16 protein-coding genes are annotated in these 20,938 nt (G+C 43.5%); 9 read left to right on the forward strand and 7 right to left on the reverse strand.

Annotated features, from left to right (window positions below; translation table 11 throughout):
• Nucleotides 1-6 precede the first annotated feature (6 nt).
• The 4 genes from AC3CID_RS22275 to AC3CID_RS22290 form a co-directional block, all read right to left on the reverse strand.
• Entirely contained in the window at nt 7-2,148 is a 2,142-nt protein-coding gene (locus AC3CID_RS22275) for a TonB-dependent hemoglobin/transferrin/lactoferrin family receptor (RefSeq protein ID WP_488527491.1), read from the reverse strand.
• Entirely contained in the window at nt 2,149-4,170 is a 2,022-nt protein-coding gene (locus AC3CID_RS22280; RefSeq protein WP_488527492.1) for a prolyl oligopeptidase family serine peptidase, read from the reverse strand.
• A 311-nt stretch (nt 4,171-4,481) separates the two neighbouring features.
• The gene (locus AC3CID_RS22285; protein ID WP_488527493.1) at nt 4,482-5,375 is read right to left on the reverse strand and encodes a lipase secretion chaperone; all 894 of its coding nucleotides are present in this window, start codon (nt 5,373-5,375) and stop codon (nt 4,482-4,484) included.
• Nucleotides 5,376-5,414: 39 nt separating this feature from the next.
• Nucleotides 5,415-6,356: a lipase family alpha/beta hydrolase gene (locus tag AC3CID_RS22290; protein WP_108121857.1), complete on the reverse strand. Its 942-nt coding sequence runs from the start codon at nt 6,354-6,356 to the stop codon at nt 5,415-5,417.
• Nucleotides 6,357-6,884: 528 nt separating this feature from the next.
• On the opposite strand from AC3CID_RS22290, the gene AC3CID_RS22295 reads away from it, so the two are divergent.
• The gene (locus AC3CID_RS22295) at nt 6,885-8,132 is read left to right on the forward strand and encodes an SGNH/GDSL hydrolase family protein (protein ID WP_488528006.1); all 1,248 of its coding nucleotides are present in this window, start codon (nt 6,885-6,887) and stop codon (nt 8,130-8,132) included.
• A 169-nt stretch (nt 8,133-8,301) separates the two neighbouring features.
• Here AC3CID_RS22295 and AC3CID_RS22300 read toward each other — a convergent pair whose 3' ends face one another.
• Nucleotides 8,302-9,633 carry a DEAD/DEAH box helicase gene (locus AC3CID_RS22300; RefSeq protein WP_488527494.1) on the reverse strand — a complete coding sequence of 444 codons (1,332 nt, stop codon included), beginning with the start codon at nt 9,631-9,633 and terminating at the stop codon, nt 8,302-8,304.
• A 361-nt stretch (nt 9,634-9,994) separates the two neighbouring features.
• Here AC3CID_RS22300 and AC3CID_RS22305 point away from each other — a divergent pair, with 361 nt between their 5' ends.
• A complete protein-coding gene (locus tag AC3CID_RS22305) occupies nt 9,995-10,261 on the forward strand; it encodes an Lpp/OprI family alanine-zipper lipoprotein (protein WP_004732066.1) in 267 nt (88 codons plus the stop codon).
• A gap of 146 nt (nt 10,262-10,407) precedes the next feature.
• Here the strand turns inward: AC3CID_RS22305 and AC3CID_RS22310 are convergent, their stop codons facing one another.
• Nucleotides 10,408-11,484 carry a L,D-transpeptidase family protein gene (locus tag AC3CID_RS22310; protein WP_488527495.1) on the reverse strand — a complete coding sequence of 359 codons (1,077 nt, stop codon included), beginning with the start codon at nt 11,482-11,484 and terminating at the stop codon, nt 10,408-10,410.
• Nucleotides 11,485-11,831: 347 nt separating this feature from the next.
• On the opposite strand from AC3CID_RS22310, the gene deoD reads away from it, so the two are divergent.
• The 4 genes from deoD to AC3CID_RS22330 all read left to right on the forward strand — a co-directional run bounded on the left by deoD (nt 11,832) and on the right by AC3CID_RS22330 (nt 17,329).
• Nucleotides 11,832-12,542 (forward strand): purine-nucleoside phosphorylase, encoded by a 711-nt coding sequence (deoD, locus tag AC3CID_RS22315; protein ID WP_004732072.1) that lies wholly within the window; start codon nt 11,832-11,834, stop codon nt 12,540-12,542.
• A gap of 81 nt (nt 12,543-12,623) precedes the next feature.
• Nucleotides 12,624-14,093 (forward strand): lactate dehydrogenase, encoded by a 1,470-nt coding sequence (locus tag AC3CID_RS22320; protein ID WP_029222154.1) that lies wholly within the window; start codon nt 12,624-12,626, stop codon nt 14,091-14,093.
• A gap of 186 nt (nt 14,094-14,279) precedes the next feature.
• Nucleotides 14,280-15,749: a hypothetical protein gene (locus AC3CID_RS22325; RefSeq protein WP_017090319.1), complete on the forward strand. Its 1,470-nt coding sequence runs from the start codon at nt 14,280-14,282 to the stop codon at nt 15,747-15,749.
• On the forward strand, nt 15,749-17,329 hold the full coding sequence (locus AC3CID_RS22330; RefSeq protein ID WP_017094635.1) for a GGDEF domain-containing protein: 1,581 nt from the start codon (nt 15,749-15,751) through the stop codon (nt 17,327-17,329). The genes AC3CID_RS22325 and AC3CID_RS22330 overlap by 1 nt, the downstream gene beginning before the upstream one ends.
• Before the next feature lie 55 nt (nt 17,330-17,384).
• On the opposite strand, the gene AC3CID_RS22335 is transcribed toward AC3CID_RS22330, so the two are convergent.
• Complete coding sequence (locus AC3CID_RS22335) at nt 17,385-18,287, reverse strand: DMT family transporter (protein ID WP_065206709.1); 903 nt, start codon at nt 18,285-18,287, stop codon at nt 17,385-17,387.
• 250 nt (nt 18,288-18,537) lie between these two features.
• Between AC3CID_RS22335 and AC3CID_RS22340 the strand changes: the two genes are divergently transcribed.
• The 3 genes from AC3CID_RS22340 (at nt 18,538) to AC3CID_RS22350 (ending at nt 20,932) form a co-directional block, all read left to right on the forward strand.
• Complete coding sequence (locus AC3CID_RS22340; RefSeq protein ID WP_065206708.1) at nt 18,538-18,933, forward strand: DUF3302 domain-containing protein; 396 nt, start codon at nt 18,538-18,540, stop codon at nt 18,931-18,933.
• Complete coding sequence (locus tag AC3CID_RS22345) at nt 18,933-20,063, forward strand: HlyD family secretion protein (RefSeq protein WP_065206707.1); 1,131 nt, start codon at nt 18,933-18,935, stop codon at nt 20,061-20,063. The genes AC3CID_RS22340 and AC3CID_RS22345 overlap by 1 nt, the downstream gene beginning before the upstream one ends.
• A 320-nt stretch (nt 20,064-20,383) precedes the next feature.
• The gene (locus tag AC3CID_RS22350; RefSeq protein WP_048609818.1) at nt 20,384-20,932 is read left to right on the forward strand and encodes an ECF-type riboflavin transporter substrate-binding protein; all 549 of its coding nucleotides are present in this window, start codon (nt 20,384-20,386) and stop codon (nt 20,930-20,932) included.
• Nucleotides 20,933-20,938: the final 6 nt, after the last annotated feature.

Raw genomic sequence — 20,938 nt, forward strand, 5'->3', positions numbered from 1 at the left:
TCCTCCTTAAAACGCATACTTGGCGTTAACGGTGAAGTAACGACCAGGCTCTGTAGAGTAAACTTTATTACTATCAGCTATGCCCGCGACATCTTGGTAACGGATGTATTCTTTGTCGAAGAGGTTGATAACGTTGGCGCTGACATCCAAACCAAAGGTCCAAGAGTAACTTACACCAAGGTCAACACTCGCCCAGCCAGAAGTAGTCGCACAGTCAGTAACGATACCTAAATCATCTTCACATTGAGGCACGTTGCCCATCGCTTGTGCCCAATTAACCTGTGCATACGCTGATAATGCATTGTTGTCATAAGCAATGCCGGCATTACCTTCCCAAGGCGTTAGTGTGCGAACTTTTTCTCCATCCTCATCTTCTCCATCAACATAGCCGACTTTTGTATTCACACTCCAAAATTCGCTTAAACGGTGTGCGACAGAAGCCTCAATGCCATACGTCTCGACTCCATTTACGTTTTGATACTGCTTGTAGTAGTTACCTGTATTTGGGTCCGGTACAAACGTGACCTGTTTAACGTCGATAAAATTATCGAACTTCTGATAGAAAACAGCCGCATATAACTGTGTTTGTCCATTATCAAACTTACTGCCCAGTTCAAACGAATCACTGGTTTCAGCCTCAAGGTCCATATTTGGCACAATGACAAATGGGGTAATTGGGACAAAATCATGGTTCTGATAACCATAAATTTTGTCATAACCCGGTGCTCTAAAGCCGTGGTTGTACGAAAGATAGGTATTTAGCGAGTCTGTTAACTGATAGCTAACCGATAAGCTAGGAGAAAACTCGTTCGAATTTTGTTCCTTCACTTCGTAGCCATTGATTGTGCTCTGTGATTCAGGCTTCAACTGGTGTAAATCAAAACGGGCTCCTGCCGTCACAGTCCAATGGTCAATTTCAATCGCGTCACGAATAAAACCAGCAAAGTTGTACGAGCGGGCTGGAGCAAAAGGGACATCCGCGTTAAGTGACACTCCGTTCCAATCTAAAACAGAAGATTGACTTGGACGCTCATGGAGGTTGGTTTCCATACTCACGCCATAAGACAAGGTATGGCTCATGTTTTGATGTTGGAATGCGCTAATAAAATCGGCGTTTACACCGAGAAGCTGATCCGTAAAACCACGAACATCAATCGTTCTACGTAACTCAGAAACGTTATTGTTGGTTCGAGACATCAAACGATTGGTGGTATCTTCATTAGTCATATCACGCCAATAGATCTTGGCATCTAATTCCTCAAACCAAGTATTGGCAGGTAGGTACTCAAACCCCGCATACGCAGAGAACGTCTCGGTAGAAGACTGTTGGTCAAAATCTTCAGTGTCCCATTTACCGTCCTTTTGGATCTTAGAAGACCCTTCTTTACGACTTGAGTTCTCTTTGTAATACTCAATATTACCTTTGAGCATTAAGGCGTCACTTGACCAGTAGTTCAGGGTGTAACCACCACCGACGCCATCGATACTTCGGTTATATAGGTCTTCATCAAAATTACGGGTTTCTTCACCTTCCCAATAAGAAAGATTGACCAAGCTTTCGAATTTCCCCGAACGGAAAGCAAGGTTTGTCGCGCCTTTGTATTTATTACTGATACCGGTATAGGTTGCAGAGACGTCGCTATAGAAATCTTTGTCGTCGAGGTAGTCTCCCGGCTTTTTAGATCTCACAACCACAACACCACCAATCGCACCGGACCCATACACAGACGAGCTCGCACCTTTGATGACTTCAATACTGTCGAGGTTCGACATATCGAATGAGTTGCGCCCTATTTTGTCGTTGATGTCATTAGCCCCAAAACCATCAGCAGATTTTATCCCGTCTTTAACAATCAAAATCCGGTTACCTGTCATACCGCGAATAGTAATGTTTTGCGGTCGTCCTGCCCCCCCAGAAACACTGACTCCAGGTTCACTCTTTATTGCGTCGTAGAGTTCTGTTGCGCCTTTTTTTTCTAGGTCTTCACCCGTGATCACGGCAACTGAACCTGCTACTTCAGATAACGGTTGCTCTATTTTGTTCGCCGTTACGAGCACCTCTTCAAAGTGGTAAACCTCAGATTCGGCGTGCACGACGTTGGCAGCAAGTACACTCAGTACTGCCGCTGATAGGGGGGAAAGCTTCATTTACTGCTCCGCTTTAATGTCTTTCAGGGTAAGTGATAAAAGGAATGCGTATTCAAACGCTTGTTGTGCTAAGGATTTTCGTCTATCTGTCGAATGTCCTTGAGTAAAGTGTGTCGACAATAAATAGGGCCCACTTCCAGTCGTTAGCTCGCTTAATTTTGCGTAATACTTAGCCCCTTCCCAATAGGGAACGCGGCGGTCATTCAGTCCAATCTGAATCAATATTGGTGGGTAGTTTTGTTCGCTAAGATTCAGGTAAGGGTCATATTGCTGCATTACCTTCAATTCATCAGCAATGTTTGGGTTGCCCCACTCACCGTACTGCTGAGCCGTTAAAGGTAATGCAGAATCAGACATGCTGTTCACAACGTCGACAAAGGGCACTTTAAGGACAGCACCATCAAACAAGTCAGGAGCCTGATTTAAGGCTGCAGCAACAAGAGTGCCACCAGCACTTCCACCCATTGCGTAAATAGAGCGCTTACCTAGATTGTATGCTGTCAAATCACGAGCAACTGCGATGAAATCCAAGATGGCATTTTCTTTTTTAATCCTTTTACCGGCTTGATACCAAGACTCACCATAAAACCCGCCCCCACGAACATGCGCAATTGCATAAATAACACCTTCATCAAGTAAGCTAATAATTTGTGGCATGAAATAGGGCTTCATCGTCATGCCATAAGCCCCGTATCCATACAAAAACACTGGTGTGGTCTTAGTCAATTTGTCTTTGCGATAAGCCAAAGTGACTGGAATCGTTACCCCACCAGAATTCACCATAACTTGCTCGGTTTGATACGCTGATTGTTGGTATTGAGGGTAATGGTCTTGAGAGAAGCGTTCTCGTTGTAAAGTATCAGTATTCAACCGGACCCACTTCGCAGGCTGAGTCAGAGACATGCTGCGAATGTGCAATTTGTTACTTTGGTAGTCGCCCACTTGGCTTACCCAAGCAACTTGGCCCACGTCAGCCAATAACTGGCTTGAGCGATATCGGTTATCTTTGTCGAGAAAGTTTAGAGACTGAGACGCACCACTTTGGCTAACAACCACAGCGCCGGACTCAAACAGATAAAAGTTACTGATTCTGGAATCGTCATTAGGTGCATAGATCGTTTGCCACTGAGTTACTTGTGCAGCCTGACTGAGTGGAGCTGAGTAAAAAGCGAAATCACTACGGGTATGGTTACTATTGGCATACAAGGTTGAACCCGCAACATCAACGTAGTATTCCACTCCCGCTTTACGTGACAAAAGTGGTTTGGAGATCTCGCCTGTATCGAGATTTAGTAATCGTTGCTCGCTGGAGTTTTCACTGTTTGCCTGAACCACAGCAAATTGCTTATCACTGGAAAGGTAATACGAAAGCAACCAAGCGGGATCTAGCTCTTCGATTAAGCGGATTGGCTTGGACTCGCTTAAGAAATTTAGGGTTAACGCATACGGTCTCGAAGTATGTTGTTCAAGCTGAATTAAATACAGAGACTGACCATCTTTCGACCACGCAATCGAACTGTCTACATTTTGAGCTACTGGTGTCACTTGACGACTTTGAAGATCAACAACACTGACTTGGTAGTGCTCTGACCCAGTTACATCTTCTGCAATCGCGAGCTTTGTTTTACCTGAATTTAAGGCCCAACCACCTAGCTGATAGTAGTCAAAACCAACAGAGCGAGCGTCAATGTTAAGCAACTCAACTGAATTCGCACTCCCAACTTGTCGAGAGAGTAATACTCTCCCATTGTTACGATTTTGGATCGCGTACTCAAATCCACCGATTTCTTTCCATGGTTTATCTGCACGCACGGGACGATGGTCTTGCCAATTTTGTTGTAAGGATTCACTCAGAGATCGAACGCGTTCTTGATAAAGCTGAGTTTGATCATTCTGTTTATTAAGATAATTGAGTACTTCGCTAGCACTACGTGAATCATCCCTTAGCCAAGAGAACTGATCCGAAGCACCAACTCCTCCCGAAAAGGCGAGAACAAAAGCTAACAACACAAACGCTTTCATAAATAAAACAAATCCATACGCTAAATTAATAAATTTCGCGCATAATGCACCCAAACGATAATGAGATCAATTATCATTTACAGATATTCGTGAGATTAATCACAAGAAGAGTATCAATTAATGATGGATTACTATTGTAATCTTGGAAGGAATTTATATTTAGATAAGCTTGAAAAATTAGTCGATAGTGTTCATTTAATTCAGAAAATTGACCATTTACAGAATAAGCAAACGTTTACTAAGTTTGTGACACGACTATCTCCACTAAGGAAATTTTGAAAACTTGAATAACTTCGTTAACTCAGCAAACCTTACTGACCGTTCTCAGTGGCTCTGATTCTCTCAATCGCTTCTACCCTTCTAAGTTGCTGGGGCTGAAAATGAGCTTCTCGAAGCTGGGCAATCGTCTCTTTTTGTTCAATTTCAGAGAGTGCTGAGTCATTCAAAATGTCATTTCGTTCGACAAAGTAGACCTCTAAAGCTCCATCAAAGTCCGCCCTTTGTTGATCAAGCGCTTCGAGCCTCTGTGTCGCTTCTTCGCCAACCAGTTCGCTTCTCTTCAAGTATTTCCCTTGTTCATCTAGGCCTTGTGAGCTGGATAGGTGCGGGAGTAATACTTGATTTTGATGGCTGACTTGAACGTAATCCGGCTGCTCAGATAGATAAGACTCAAGCCTTTGTTGATATTCCGACTCGTCTAACCCTTCTTGTTTCAGAAGTAACTTTTCTAAAGCGACTTCCCTCATTCTGTTGTCATGGGTAAATAGAATACTTATCTCGCTCTCACTGAAAAATTGAGATTGGAGGTCGAGCAACGCTTGATTGAGTGCGCGTAGGTCCTCAGCGGATATTGATGTGGTGTCAAATTGGACATCTAATGATGTCAGTGCCGACTTGTACTCAAGATACTTTGCGAACAATGCTTCATCGACAATAGCAGCTTGTGATTGTTCGTGGTGATTCGCCACATTGTCACGAATCTCTTCAAGGGTTAACTCGGTGTTGCCTGACACGAAATATTCCATCATGTCTTTGGCTGATGCATTATCGATTTCGGTATCTTGTTGAGAAGCAACTTTCAAGGAAGAAACCTTTGGTTCTCTATTACCGTTTGGATCTAGGTCCTCTTTTACGACAATGAAAAAGACCGCCGCTGCACTCATCAGGGCTATTGTGGTTATCGACAAAATGGCGGTCTTTTTCATTGTATTTTCCTTGTTCTCTTATTAAATGGGCAGAGCCACCTACAGGCCTGCCAGCTTCAATCGATTCGCATGTTGACGATATAGCGTCACAGGATCGGTCTCAAAAAGATGGTGGATACCCAACAAGCCATTGATCTCGTCTAGGTGATTCATTTTATAATCGTCACCAATCACTTTGCCCAAATGCGCGCTGCATGCTCCCACTAAACCATCATTAGGTTCATTGAATGCTAAGCCAAGGATTGTCATCGCCCCATCAGTAGGATCAAGAAGGTTGGTAAAATTGGAAGACCCTGTCCACGAGTAGTAATAAACGCCATTACTCGCTTGCCATTCGCCATCACCACACTCAGACGTAGGAACGCCTTCAGGGTAAAACTGATTGAATGCTAGCGAACCTTCGGTGGTCAAAGCTTCAAGAGAGGCAAGCCCGTCTTGATCCAAATCTGAGCCACCAGACAGCAAGTTAATAAGCGTGGTCAATCCACCAGCCAACTTAACCGCAATACCTTCTGTCGCAGAGCCTTCATCTACGGTTCCACGCACTAAGTCAGCCACCTTTGAGCCTTTATGAACCCCGCCAATACTCGTCACGGACGCAACAAGATCAGGTCGAACCGACGCCACATAACGTGCAGTCGGCCCTCCGTGGCTATGACCAACCAAATTCACTTTGCTTGCCCCAGTCGCAGCTAACAGAGTCTCTACTTGAGCCAGTAACTGCTCTCCACGTATTTCAGAGCTGTTGGTCGCTGATACTTGCGCTACATACACACTCGCGCCATCTTTGGTTAGGGACTCAGGTACGCCATAGAAATAGTCCACACCCGCTAATGTATCGAAACCAAACAGACCATGTACCAACATAATCGGGTATTTAGTTTCTGTGTACCCGCTGACTTCTAATGCCGATGCGCTTGTTCCGGCATAGACACCAAAACTCGATAGACAGGCTATTGTCCAAATTAATATCTTTTTCAATGCTCTTTCCTTAAACAGATTAGACCTCTGATGAGTAAAGGAACCGTAGGTTATAATTTTATAAAATAAAAAATTCGAGATTGATATTTGTGATGATGAGCTTAAATTAAACAGGGGTGATTAACATTGAAATATGTATCCCAATAGACAGTTTTTTTTAACTCTTTGATTAAAAGAATATTACCTTGGTTTTTGGCACATTTTATAAAGATCACATTAGATCTAACAACTTACGAAAACCGCACAGACTGCTAATTTACCCTCACTGCATACCTCTAAAACGGATACCAAAACCTTCAAAAAAAGTGACGAATTTCATCCTGTACTTGAGTGTTCTAACAACAGAAAACACGTTGAAAATTTGATGTTTATGCCAGTTATAACCGACGGACAGTTGAATGTATTGACGTGAATTATTGATGTTAGATATAGGTCTTACCAGTTATTCGCTATTCAGTTATTAAAAGTAACAGGCAACAAGAAACAACGTTTTTTTGGCTTACCTAAATACAATAAGAGAATGCAGTGATGAAAAATACGGCTTTAATACTCGCGTTATCCATCCCTTTTGGTGCTCATGCAGCTGAAGATTCTATACCCACTCCAGAATCCATAACATCTGCACAGGTTCTAAAAACGCAAGGGGAACAAACTTATTCGTATGTTCGATGTTGGTATCGAACCGACGCATCACACGATTCCTCAGCCACTGATTGGCAATGGGCAAGAAAAGAGAACGGGGACTATTACACCATCAACGGATATTGGTGGTCTTCAGTCTCGTTCAAGAACATGTTTTATAGTGACGCGCCTCAATCCGAAATAAAGCAGCGTTGTGAAAAGACGCTCGACATCCAACATGACGTCGCAGATATCACCTATTTTGCAGCAGATAATCGCTTCTCTTACAATCACTCCATCTGGACCAACGATAACGCTGTGCAAGCCAATACAATTAATCGTATTGTCACTTTTGGTGATAGCCTTTCCGACACTGGCAATCTATTTAATGGCTCTCAATGGGTTTTTCCGAATGCTGATTCGTGGTTTTTGGGACACTTTTCAAATGGTTTAGTCTGGACTGAGTACTTAGCAAAAGCTAAAGACCTTCCTCTGTATAACTGGGCAGTGGGTGGAGCAGCAGGCACCAATCAATATGTCGCGCTGACTGGTGTTTATGACCAAGTCACGTCTTACTTAACCTACATGAAAGTGGCTAAAAATTATCGCCCTGAGAACTCGTTATTCACTTTGGAGTTTGGTCTGAATGATTTCATGAACTACGACCGAGAAGTCGCTGATGTAAAAGCTGATTTCAGCAGCGCTTTGATTCGATTAACAGAGTCTGGAGCGAACAATATCTTGTTGTTCACATTACCCGATGCGACCAAAGCGCCGCAATTTAAATACTCGACCGAGCAAGAGATCATTAAAGTTCGTGGCAAGATATTAGAATTCAACCAATTCATCAAAGCCCAAGCCGAATATTATCAAGGTATGGGGAAAAACGTGGTGTTATTCGATGCAAGTGCACTCTTCGCGAGTATTACCGATAACCCTGAGCAGCATGGCTTTAGAAATGCGAGTGACGCTTGCCTAAATATCAACAGAAGCTCATCAACCGACTATTTACGCAGTCATAGTTTAACCAATGACTGTGCCACATACGGCTCTGATAGTTATGTGTTCTGGGGAGTTACGCATCCAACGACGGCTACTCATAAATACATCGCAGACCATATCTTGGCGTACTCATTCTCTACCTTTGATTTCTAACGAGGAAACCTCGTCGAGTATCATCAAATACCGTCTGTAAGTACCAGAAGCTAAGGGCTTACACGAAGTTCAGGTACAAAAAAACCGCCATCATTGGCGGTTTTTATTTACGTTAACTTTTATAAAGATCAGTTTTTATAAACATCAGCTTTTGGGTCACGCAAGTTGATTACTCGTCATCCACTTTTGGTGCGACTTTCTTCTTAGGGATAAACACGGTATCACCCACTGCCACATTTTGGTGGAAGCTCTTATCACGCTTAACTGGTTTCTTCGGCGTTTTCTTAACTTGAGTGCTGGTCTTCTTCTTCGCAGGTCCGCCTTTAGCAAAAGCAGGTTGACGAGGCTTAATACCTTTGAATTTACCTTTTAGACCGTCAAGCACAGAGAAAGTAAGATCTTGTTGAAGGTAAAGCTCAACACGCTTAAAGCTGTCCCAGTCTTTTGGACCAACCAAAGAGATTGCATCACCTTTGTTACCCGCACGACCAGTACGACCAACGCGGTGCACGTACTCTTCTGTATGCTTAGGCATATCAAAGTTGATAACGTGGCTTACGTTTGGAATATCGATACCACGCGAAGCAACATCGGTTGTTACCAAGATCTTGTAAACCGCACGCTCAAATTGACTCATGATCGCGTTACGTTGCGTTTGGTTTAGGTTGCCACTCAATGCAACGGCTTTAAGCTTCTTCTCGTTTAACTTATCCGTTAAACGATCAGTATCGGCACGAGTTGCAGTGAAGATCATCACCTGACGGTATTCAGCTTCTTCAATCACACGATCCAAAATCGCTTCTTTATGATCGAGATGGTCACAAAGGTAGAATTTCTGAGTGATATCAAGGTGCTGCTCGTTAGAAACACCAACAGAGATACGCTTAGGTGCGTCTAGCATTTCATTTGCAATGCCATTCACTTCAGCGTGATCAAGCGTCGCAGAAAACATCAACGTTTGACGACGACGGTGCTTAGCTGCATTCGCAATGCGACGCAATTCAGGCGCGAAGCCTAAATCCAGCATACGGTCAGCTTCATCAAGAATTAGCGTTTCAACACCATCTAAAAACAGTGAGCGGTGCTCAAGGTGATCGGCCAGACGACCTGGAGTCGCAACAATAAAACGAGGGTACTTACGCAGGGCTTTAACTTGGTCGTTAAAGTTTTCACCACCCAAGATAAGTGTGGCTTCGTAAGACAGACCGCCAAGCATGCTACGCAGCTCGCCGTAAACTTGTTTTGCTAGCTCACGAGTAGGAGCCAAAATTACACCACGAGGATCTTTAGCAGAAAACGCTTTTGTTTTTAATGCTTTATGTATCATCGGCAACACAAACGCCAATGTTTTACCTGATCCCGTTTTTGATGAAGCCAATAGATCCTTACCAGCAATAGCAACAGGGATCGCTTTTGATTGGATCTCTGTCGCCTTCTTGAAGTCGTAATGTTTTAAGTTCTTCAGTAAGCGGTTATCTAAGCCTAAATCTTTAAAGTGCAAAGGACTCTCCAGTCATGATGGTATTGAATAAAATTAATTTAACGTGACATGATACCGCGAAAGTACTTTATAAGGATAGAGATCACAGTAAATTTATCCTTTTATCTGATGTTAACTAGAACATTGTATGCGTTGCTAACAAAGGGAGCACTCTCCAAAGTAGTATCAAAACGGCCTCGAAACCCCTACTCTCAGAAATGAGACAGAACGTGATGCTTGGCTAATTACCTCAAAAATTTAGCAATTTCTTTAGTTATTGTTTTTGCAGTTAAAAAATTAGTCGCTACAATCATTAATGAAGCGACTATATGATAAAGAATGTATAGCGCATCTTTTGATGGTAAATAAGCAAGGAGTTCTTATGAATAAGACGTTAATCGCAGCTGCAGCCTCAGTATTTATTTTAGCTGGTTGTTCTTCAGAGCCTGAAGAAGCAGCGGTATCAGAAATGGACCAACTAACTAACCAAGTTGCTGAGCTAAGCAGCGAAGTAGAAGCACTTAAGAGTGACAAAGCGGCTGCTGAAATGAAAGCTCAAGAAGCATCAGCTGCGGCTATGGCAGCAAAAGAAGAAGCGGATCGTGCTAACGACCGTATCGACAACATTGCTGAGTCTTACACTAAGTAATTGAGATAGAAACTCAATGAAGCTGTAGATTTCAAAAGACGTATATACATGCAGTAAATTGAAAACACCACCTCTTTCGAGGTGGTGTTTTTTTATTGAGGGAAAAGAAAAAGAAGGCTATTGGGCTTTACTCACAACCGATCAAATTAGAACTCAATCACAGGCGGTGCAATTTCAACAGGCACACCATTTTGAGCAAAGATCACTGCTTTGGCTTTTGAATTAGGAAGATCAGCGTCTTCAAGCCACCATTTTAGTTCAACAGGGATTTGCAGTAATTTCTTAGAGCCATCACTTCGCGTCAAAGGTTCGTGAGCTTCAACAAATACACTTCTATCTGGCTCTAGAGACACCTTAATCGGCTCATCGATTATTGTGACTTGTTCACCACGACTCACCTGTTCAAAAAGCCATTCAATATCTTTAGGTTCCATACGGATACACCCTGAGCTCACTCGCAAGCCAATCCCAAAGTCTTTATTGGTACCATGTATCAGATAATCACCAGCACCATAAGCAAGCCGCAATGCATATTCACCTAAAGGATTTTCAGGCCCAGCAGGAACCACTCTTGGTAACTCTATGCCTTTCTCTAAGTACTCTTTGCGAATTGAGCTTGGAGGAGTCCAGGTCGGGTTAGGTCTTTTTTGGCTTATCTTAGTGATCATCTCGGGAGTATCACGCCCTACTCGACCAATCCCGACGGGGAATACATGCACCTGATTCATCTCAGGCTCAAAGTAGTACAGCCTCAGCTCGGCAAGGTTAATCACAATGCCTTTTCTCGGAGTATCCGGCAGAATCAAACGGCTAGGAATGCTTAGCACATAACCTTCAGAAGGAAGAAAAGGATCGACACCTTTGTTTGCCGCCATTAAAGAAAGAAAGCCAATATCGTATTGCTTTGCAATGATCGCCAAGGTTTCACCCGCCGCAACTTCGTGTTGCTGTATTCTGCCCACGATACGGCTTTCTGTTGGTGGCAACTCAAAAGTTGCAGCAGACACCCACGACGAAATCGTCGCGCCAGCAAGCAAAATAATTACCCGAGCAAGTAAAGCAGTTCTCACAGCAAACAAAGTCGTTCTAGCAGTAATCAATGTGGACTTAACAGCAATTAATGTCGATTTAGCAGCGACTAACGCTAGCTTATGTAACCTTGTTTTCGTCTGTAACTGTGTTTTCATCGAGTGCGAAGGCGTCGAGTTAGCGCAATACGACATACAATTCCTTGGTTTGTCTCTTTATCAAAGTTTAGATTATCGCTGATCAAACGTCTCTACAACGTATTGTTGCCTCCAAGGCAATATGCAACAGATTTATATTTCGAGCTTTATCTTTAAATATCGTGCAATTTACCCATACAAAATCGATTGCCTTTACGCTTTCAACATATTTGGTTATCAATATTAATAAAACTATAATGGCAAAGCGGTTTTGTGACTAAAGTCTCATGGAGCCTCGTTTTAACTCGCTAATATTGCCTCAACAAAACGAATTCAATTCAACAGAATCGGTAATTGATTAAATCCTGTTCCTATCATTACCGTTTAAACTTTGGAGAACGACCATGGCTACACCTCATATTAATGCTCAAGCTGGTGATTTCGCAGAAACAGTACTTATGCCGGGCGACCCGCTTCGCGCAAAATACATTGCAGAAACATTCCTTGATGACGTGAAGCAAGTTTGTGACGTTCGCAACATGTTTGGTTACACAGGCACTTACAAAGGTAAGAAAGTTTCTGTAATGGGCCACGGTATGGGTATCCCATCATGCTGCATCTACGTACACGAGCTTATCGCTGAATACGGCGTGAAAAACGTTATTCGCGTAGGTAGCTGTGGTGCGGTACGTGACGACGTTAAACTAATGGACGTTGTTATCGGTATGGGTGCTTCTACTGACTCAAAAGTAAACCGCATTCGTTTCAACAATCACGACTTCGCTGCAATCGCTGATTTCGGTCTTCTAGAAGAAGCTGTAAACCAAGCACGTGCACAAGAAGTTCCAGTTAAAGTTGGTAACGTATTCTCTGCAGACCTTTTCTACACTCCAGAAGCTGACCTTTTCGAAAAAATGGAAAAGCTAGGCATCCTTGGTGTTGATATGGAAGCAGCTGGTATCTACGGTGTTGCTGCGGATCTTGGTGCTAAAGCCCTAACTATCCTAACAGTGTCTGACCACATCATCCGTGGCGAGAAATTAAGCTCTGAAGATCGTCAAAAATCTTTCAACGACATGATGAAAGTTGCTCTAGAGACTGCAATCAACATCTAACAGTTTGATAAAGATACATTGAAAAGCGTTACCTCGCAGCCGAGTTCACTTGGCTGCTCAAATAATCCCGAGGGGGAGATCGTGTCTAACGACAAGCTGCCAAAAGATGCGGATGGTTTGCAACTCAACTTTTGTAAAACATTGGCGTGTGACAACTTTGGCTTGAGCGATGCAAAACGGTATGTTTTGCAACACGCGAACCCTAAGCGTCCAGCGATGGTTTGTCGTGAATGTGGAGCTTTCCCCCCCTTACTTAACAATCGTGAAGTGTTAAGCGAACTTCATCGCCTGCGACAACTTCACAGCGATGGCCTTCCTGCTTGCCGCAATGATGATTGCGATAACTTTGGCCTATCGGTTCATACCCACAAACATCTTTACCATGCCTTCGGCTACAGTGGCGACAGGCAGCGTTATCGATGTAAAGACTGCCAGTCAACCTTCGTTGACAAGTGGTCTGGATCCAATAAAAAACTTCAGTTTCAAGAAAACCTCATGGGCTTATTGTTCATGGGTTATTCCGTACGTGAAATCTGCAGAAAACTTGAGATCAACCCAAAGACTTTCTATGATCATGTTGACCACATCGCGAGCCGTTGCCGCCGTAAATTAGCGATGATCGATGCACGATGGGTTAATCATGCCAAAGATTATCAATTCGCTTCTCACTATCAACGTCTGCAACCGCAAAGCAACAATGGTGTGGTTTGGATAGCAACGGGTGAGGCGCATTCTGGCTATATCCTTTGCCAACACGTCAACTATTCTCAAAATGAAGAGCCTTCAGGGAATGTTGACCACAATCCTTACGATGATGTTGCGCGTTTTGTATCCAAAGATCACTCATCAGAAGCGAACCTCGAACAACCTCAGCCATCTGACAAGTTGAAAGAGCGTATTGAACAGCAGTACCAAGTGATTCTAGCGAGAGGTAACGTTGAGGATCCTATGGGTAACCTCACCACATTTAGCTACCCTTCGAAAGGCGCGCTGATTCGACCGCCTTATACCTCCTATGCTCACTTCTTACATGTGCTTGATATGTGTAATGAAGACAAGCATGTTGCTATCTATATGCCACAAGATCCATTACTAAGATCTGCCGCTTTAAGTGTATGTTTGCCGCGCATTCAGAGTCAAAATATTGACCTTATGTATGTAGAGGAAGATCCTGGGTGGCAAGACGATCAAAGTTTCGAAAAGATCGACATCGTTCACATGAGCTGGTGGCGCGATCGTTGGGCTATCGCAAATCAAGGTGATAATCAGAAAGGTATTTGCTACCTGACGGGTAACAATCCAGAACCAAAACAGTGGTTTAACACTGCCTCAATTCAGCAAACCAAGTTCTATCAACAACGCTTCCAGCTGTTATTTGATAGCTTCATTAATGAGCCCAGACGTAAGCTTCGTCCTGGGGGCATTCTTCCATTACTCGACATATTCAGAGCTTGGCACAATCTGTGCTACCAAGATAAGCAAGGGCTCACGGCAGCGCAGCGCTTAGGTGTAGCAGAGCAGCCATTGACCTTAAAGCAACTACTTTCATAGACACGTATCAGCTAGATAATTATTCGGGAACTCATTGATTTTAAAGCAACAACATGAGGTAACACCCATAATTAGAAAAGATACATGTTCCTTTGACGCTCTAAGAAAGATAATTGGTGCTTATCTCAAATCACACACTTATAATGATTGTGTTATCAATATGTTCGATAATTATGGATCTAAGTCTTGGACAAAAACCAGTACCTTCTTGAAACAGAACTAGAACAACTCAAAACTCGTGTCGACTCTGAGCCATCGGTGATCCTTGAGATTGCTCAACAGTGCCTAGTCCGATCGGAGCAAGTTCTGTTTGAAGAGGGTGCTATCCAGTCGTTGATGTTAATGGCAAGGTGTAGCTGGAACCTGATGGATTACCAAAAAGGTTTGAAGTACATCAAGGAAGCCTACAAGCGCCAGAACCGATTAGATACCGACCTTTTCCTCCCTGAAATACTCCATTTACACGCGCTCCAGTACTGGGGACAAGCCAAGTATTACTCCGCCCAACAGTTCTGGATCAATGCCTTAGAGCAATCTGCACTGGTTGATGAAGTCGAGATTCAAATTGAATGTCTCATTGGGCTTGGCAACATTTGGCGAATGACTCATGAATATAAGCTTGCACGTTCTACCCATCAGCTTGCCGTTAAAGTGGCTAACAACAGCCGCATTGGTTGGCTAGAGGGCAAAGCAAGAATACTGCTCGCTTGGGATTACTACCTGCTTAACAACTATGTTGAAATGCTGTCGGTACTCGACGGTGCAGAAGAAGCGTTAAAAGAGCATAAAGATAACACTTGGCATGCCGAAGTATGGGACTTTCGAGGCCTTGCTCTGCTTGGGCTTGAACGTCTAGATGATGCAGAGCGCGCGACAGCCAAAGCGCACAATCTAGCCGTAGAACACAACCTCGTTTGGATGAAAGCGCACTCTTACATCAGTCGAGCTCGATTGGAGCTCCTGAGAAAAAGACCAGAACATGCGGCAGAATTGCTGAAACTCGCTGAACACTCTGCAAATGAATTCGATAATGGTGAGTTGCTTAGCCAAATTTGTTACCAACAATCCTTGGTTGCCGAAGAAAACCAAGATTTCAAAGCTGCGTTGGTCGCCTTTAAAAAGTACCGTCAATATTCCATCGGTATGCTTAAAGAGCAAACTAATCGTGTCGGTTTAGACAAAGCGCGCAGTTCAAAACGCCAGCTTGAACAGAGAGCACGAAAGCTGATTAATCGTATTCGTGGCCAGCATGAATACGATCCTGAAAAGCACCTCTCTTATGTCGTCTCTGAAACCTTTTGGTGGGAGAAGCTGGTCCTCTTTAAAACAGAACTTAAGCGTTCGAACCACAGCATCATTATGTTCCATCATGTCGATACCGATTACTTAGATGTCTGTACCGAGATTGCTCATACCTTGTGTAATCAAAACGACTTCATCGCTAGGCTGAGTTCAGAGCGTGTTGCTATGATGCTTTCAGAAAAAGGCGAAGCCGCAGAACAAACCTTCCAAACTCTCAGCACCATGCTAGAAATATATCCATGGCATAGAAAAGGATTAAAAGGTTCGAGACCTACCGTCAGCCTCAATGATATTTTGACGTTCCCGTTCACTCTTGAACAATTAGAAGAAGACGATGCTGAGGTAATAGAATAATGGAAACCCTATTACGCAAAATCACAGATGCTGGTTTAGACCCTTCATCGGTATCGGGTGAAGAAGCGATCATATTCTGGAACCACATTCGCCAGCACGTTTCGACCACGCAAACAGAGCAAGCGCACTGCTATATAATCAGCTCTGAGTACCGTGCCGAGTTGCAACAAAATCAAACCAGTATTGAAGAACTCAGGCTTGCACTCGACCTACTCCACCTTCCTGTAGATATCGAAGACATTCTCACAGTAAAGACCAGCCTTAGTGACCGCTTAGTTGAAATTGGTGATTACACGTCAGCACTGAATGAATTCGTCAGTTCATCGACAATCGCGGTTGAACATGGCCATATCGATGAATATGTATTAGCAATTTTAGGCATGGGGAACCTGTGTGATGCCTATGGCGATCACAACAGAGCTCTTCGCTATTACCAAAAAATCAGCAGTATAGACCACGCGATTAGCAGTCGCTCACTTCGCCTCAAATTCAAGCTGCATATGGTAGCAAGCCTACTTCTGCTCAACCGCATTACCGCGGCCAGCGATTTACTGAATGAGTGCGAAGAATTAAGTATTCTAGTGAGTGACAAGTTGCTCACAGCTCAAATATTGCTCTACCAAGCGAAAGTGCTTCGTGCTAAGAAAAAATACCATGAAGCCTTACGTTGCCTATCAAAAGTTCAATACCCAGCCAACAGCACTCAAGCAAGCTGGCTCGCGACCATGACTCGTCTCGAGTTAGCACATTGCCTAAGTGCAACCGGAAAGCAAGACTATGCGAGCATGATTTTGTCGAGCACAGACAAACGTGTAAAAGCCTACTCATCGCCAGTGCTTGCAAAGCGTTTCTATGACTCTTTGAGTGACGTATGTATGAATCAGGGCCGTTTTCAAGAAGCTCTGAGCTATGAGAAAAAAGGTTACCGAATTGAAACGGATCTGATGAAGCAGATCCCGATCAGCGAACTCGGTGCAAGCCAACTACGCCGCCTATCGCGTTTTGAGTTACAACTAAAACTCATTCTCTCTGAACAAGAAAATAGAGAACTCAAAGAGACGACTGAACAGCACAAGAATACAGTTGCTCAACTACAACAAGATGTTTTCACCGACCCACTGACCGGGTTACACAACCGTCGATGGTTAGATGTAAAACTAAAAGACCTGTTGCTTCACGAAGCACCTTTCGCCTTGATGGTTGTTGATATCGACCACTTTAAGTCTATCAATGATGAACTAAGCCACTTAGTGGGTGATAAAGCGATTGTCAGCGTTTCTCAAGAGCTGCGCTCATACTTTAAGTTTAGAGGCGCGTCATGTGTCAGATTTGGTGGAGAAGAGTTCCTCGTCATTCTAGAGAACACGGATCTTCCTAAAGCAGAAATGCACTCTGAAAATTATCGAGAGCGCATCTTCCAATTCGGATGGCATGAAATACTCGGAGAACGCGGTTTAACCGTGAGTATCGGTATCACTTTACATCGCGATGGAGAAAATACTCAGCGTACCTTCTACCGTGCCGATAAAGCGCTATACCGAGCTAAAGCCAACGGCCGTAATCAAGTGTGTACAGAGTAGTTGTATGTAGCTCTGTGACTCTATAGATCTGTAGCTCTGTAGCTAAGCCCGCACCTTATTGATAAAAGAACAGAGAAATACCAGCAAGGGCAGCAAGCGTCCCTATGACGCTTTGCTTTGACACCTTCTCCCCTTTAATCGCATAAATCACCAAAATAAAGACCGGGCTGGTCGCTATCAACGTTTGTGCAATCGCAGGGTTCGCATTTTTCAGCGCCACTTGTTGAAGCCATAGAGCGAGAAACGTCCCGACAAAGATTGCCCCTAATAACCAAAGTTTATCGAGCTTGGTCATTTCCCATAAATCTCTTTTTATCGATGAATACGGCTTCTTTTCAACAAAAGGGATAATCAGCATTACGGCAAACACGCCAATCGTCAGGCGAATCAAAGCACCTAACAATGGTGGAATGTCACCCGCCACTAACGCGTAATGAGAAATAACCACACCAGATGCCTGACAAACACTCGCCACAAGCCCATAACCAATGCCACCCCACTGTGCTTTGTCATTCGATTCACCGCTCGCCGGTTTTGATGGCTGAAAGACAACAAAGGTCACCGCTAATGTTGTAATCACGACTCCGAGCCAACTTTGCAACGTTAATGCGGCACCAAGAAACATGAGTGCCAGCACGCCAGAAAGAGGCGGTGCTAAAGATTCCAGTAACAGCGTCTTATTAGCACCGATTCTTTTCAACGCCGCAAAATAGGCGCTATCTCCAATCGCAATGCCAATCACACCTGAAATTGCCAATATCAGAAAATGGTTGGTACTCAATTCAAATTCAGGCATCGGTATTAACGGCATGACTAACAGCATCATGCCAGAGGCTACAACACCCTTAACAATGTTCAATTGCATCGCAGAGAAGCGATGTCCAAATTGCCCATAGATCCATGTCGCACACGCCCACACAATTGCAGCGCCAATGGCCGCCAATTCACCTATATACATCCGTATTTGCCCCTTGTGGTTATGCACGTCATTTAGAATCGTAGCTGTCATCATTTCAGCTGAAATACCAACCAGAAAGCCGAAATAGCCTCTTCAAACGCGATGAGATTTTATAAGATTTATCAATGCTTTTATTCGCATTAGAAGCGACAACACATTATTTTCAACTCGGTAAATCATTTTTATAACAATTACTTGGATGATAGCGTAGTATATTTATAACTAATATCTAACATTACAAGGATCTGTTATGTTTTTAGACTACTTTGCGCTCGGCTTACTTATTTTCGTAGCATTAGTCATCTTTTACGGCATCATCGTTATTCACGATATTCCTTACGAAATAGCGAAAGAACGCAATCATCCTCATCAAGATGCTATTCATGTTTCAGGCTGGGTTAGCCTATTCACTTTGCACACAATTTGGCCGTTCCTATGGATTTGGGCGACACTATGGCGCAAAGATCGTGGCTGGGGCTTTGCTAAATTAGAAGAAGAACAACACGACATTCATCATCGTGTTGATATTTTAATCGATCAGGTTAGCACGCTTCAGGAAGAAATTGCTCAACTCAAACAAGCCGATTCAGTGAAAGAGAATCAAGCTAAAGATCAAAATAACGCTCAAGATCAGGAGGCTAAATAATGGATTTACTGCTGATAATGACCTATGCGGCGCTTTGTATCACCATTTTCAAGGTGTTCAATATCCCGCTAAATAAGTGGACAGTACCCACTGCCGTACTTGGAGGTGTGATCATAGTAGGTACCCTAATTCTACTAATGAACTACAACCATCCATTTACGCAAATCGGTAACCAAGTTTACTCAACAACGCCAGTCGTTTCAGGCGTTAGGGGTAAAGTTATCGAAGTTCCTGTAGAAGCAAACAAACCTCTGAAGCAAGGGGATATTCTTTTCAAAATCGACCCAGTTCCATTCGAAGCTGAAGTCGCAAGGTTAGAAGCCAAGGTAAAAGAAGCAAGCCAAGGTGCGCTTGGAATGGAATCTGAAGTGGCTGAAGCAGAGGCTTCAAAAATCAAAGCCATCGCAGAAAGAGATAAAGCCAAACGTGAGTTTTCTCGTTACAAGCGCGGTTACGACAGCGGCGCTTTTACCGAGCAGCAATTGGATACTCGCAGACAAGCTTACAAAGCATCGGAAGCGGCCGTGAAAGTTGCGGATGCAAACCTAGAACAAACAAAGATCGCCTTGGACTCTGAAATAGGTGGCGAGAATACAGCGGTTTTAAGCTTATTAGCTGAATTACGTAAAGCTCAGTTTGATTTAGAACAAACCGTGGTTCGAGCTCCCACAGACGGATACGTTACGCAACTAGCATTACGCCCAGGTGTAATGGCAGTACCACTTCCTTTAGCTCCCGTGATGACATTTGTTCACACAGAAGAACAGTTCTATACCGCTGCATTTAGACAAAACTCGCTACAGCGCCTACAACCAGGTTACAAAGCTGAGTTCCTATTTAGAGCATTGCCAGGAAAAGTATTTAAAGGACGTATTGATGAAGTGATTCCAGCTATTGGTGAGAGCCAATTCCAAGCTAGAGGCGCGCTTCTAGGTACTGACGCATTGCGCACCAGTGGTCGTGTGTTTGTTAAATTGAGCATCACTGATGATCTGTCTGACTACCATTTACCTATGGGTACTGCAGTCGAGGTTGCCGTTTATTCTGACAGCTTCACTCATGTGTCTATCATGCGTAAGGTCCTTATTCGCATGAAGAGTTGGCAAAACTATCTATATCTAGACCACTAACTATACCTAGACCACAAAATGGTCGTAGATATACGATGAACCCACTTAACACATTGTTAAGATGAATCAAAAAGCCAGACCCGTTCTGGCTTTTTTGTTGCTTGATTAACCGTAAAAGTGGGCTTTTTACATGATATTTGAGTGTTCGGATGGAATTTTAGACATCTAGACACTTACCTTCCCTTATGGAAGGGTTCTACTGTATAATGCGCGCCTTATTTTTTATATTTGCCCAAAAAACGTTCTCCTTGAGACACATATTAATAATGGCGAATATTCGTTCTTTATCATGCTTTATCTTTCAGTATTCGAGGTTATCTATGAACTTTTCAGCTAAAACAGTGGTCGTTATCGCCATTGGCGCGGCACTGTACGGCATTGGTGGTTTACCTATGTTTGGTGTCCCTGTGTTTGCTAACACGACATTGAAACCAGCAATGGCAGTCTTAGCACTATTTTCTGTTTTGTTCGGCCCTATCGTTGGCTTCTTGGTTGGCTTTATTGGTCACTGGGTAACGGATTTATTTGCTGGTTGGGGCGTATGGTTAACTTGGGTATTAGGCTCAGGTATCGTAGGTATGGTTATCGGCTTGTTCCCTATGATGACTAAGAACCGTCTTCAACAAGGCGAACTACCAATGAAAGATTTTGTATTATTCGTGGTACTTGCCCTTGCAGGTAACGTTGTAGGCTACGGCTGTTCCGCGTTCCTAGACACTATCCTATACGCAGAACCGTTTACTAAAGTCTTCACTCAACTGTCTATCATCGCAGCGGGTAACACCGTTCTGATCGCTGTTGTGGGCTTCCTGATCCTAAAATCAGTCGCTAAACGCAACAAACAAAGCCGCAACCTGACTGAGGCATAAGCGCCA

The sequence above is a fragment of the Vibrio sp. QJM3NY_21 genome (assembly GCF_057785975.1).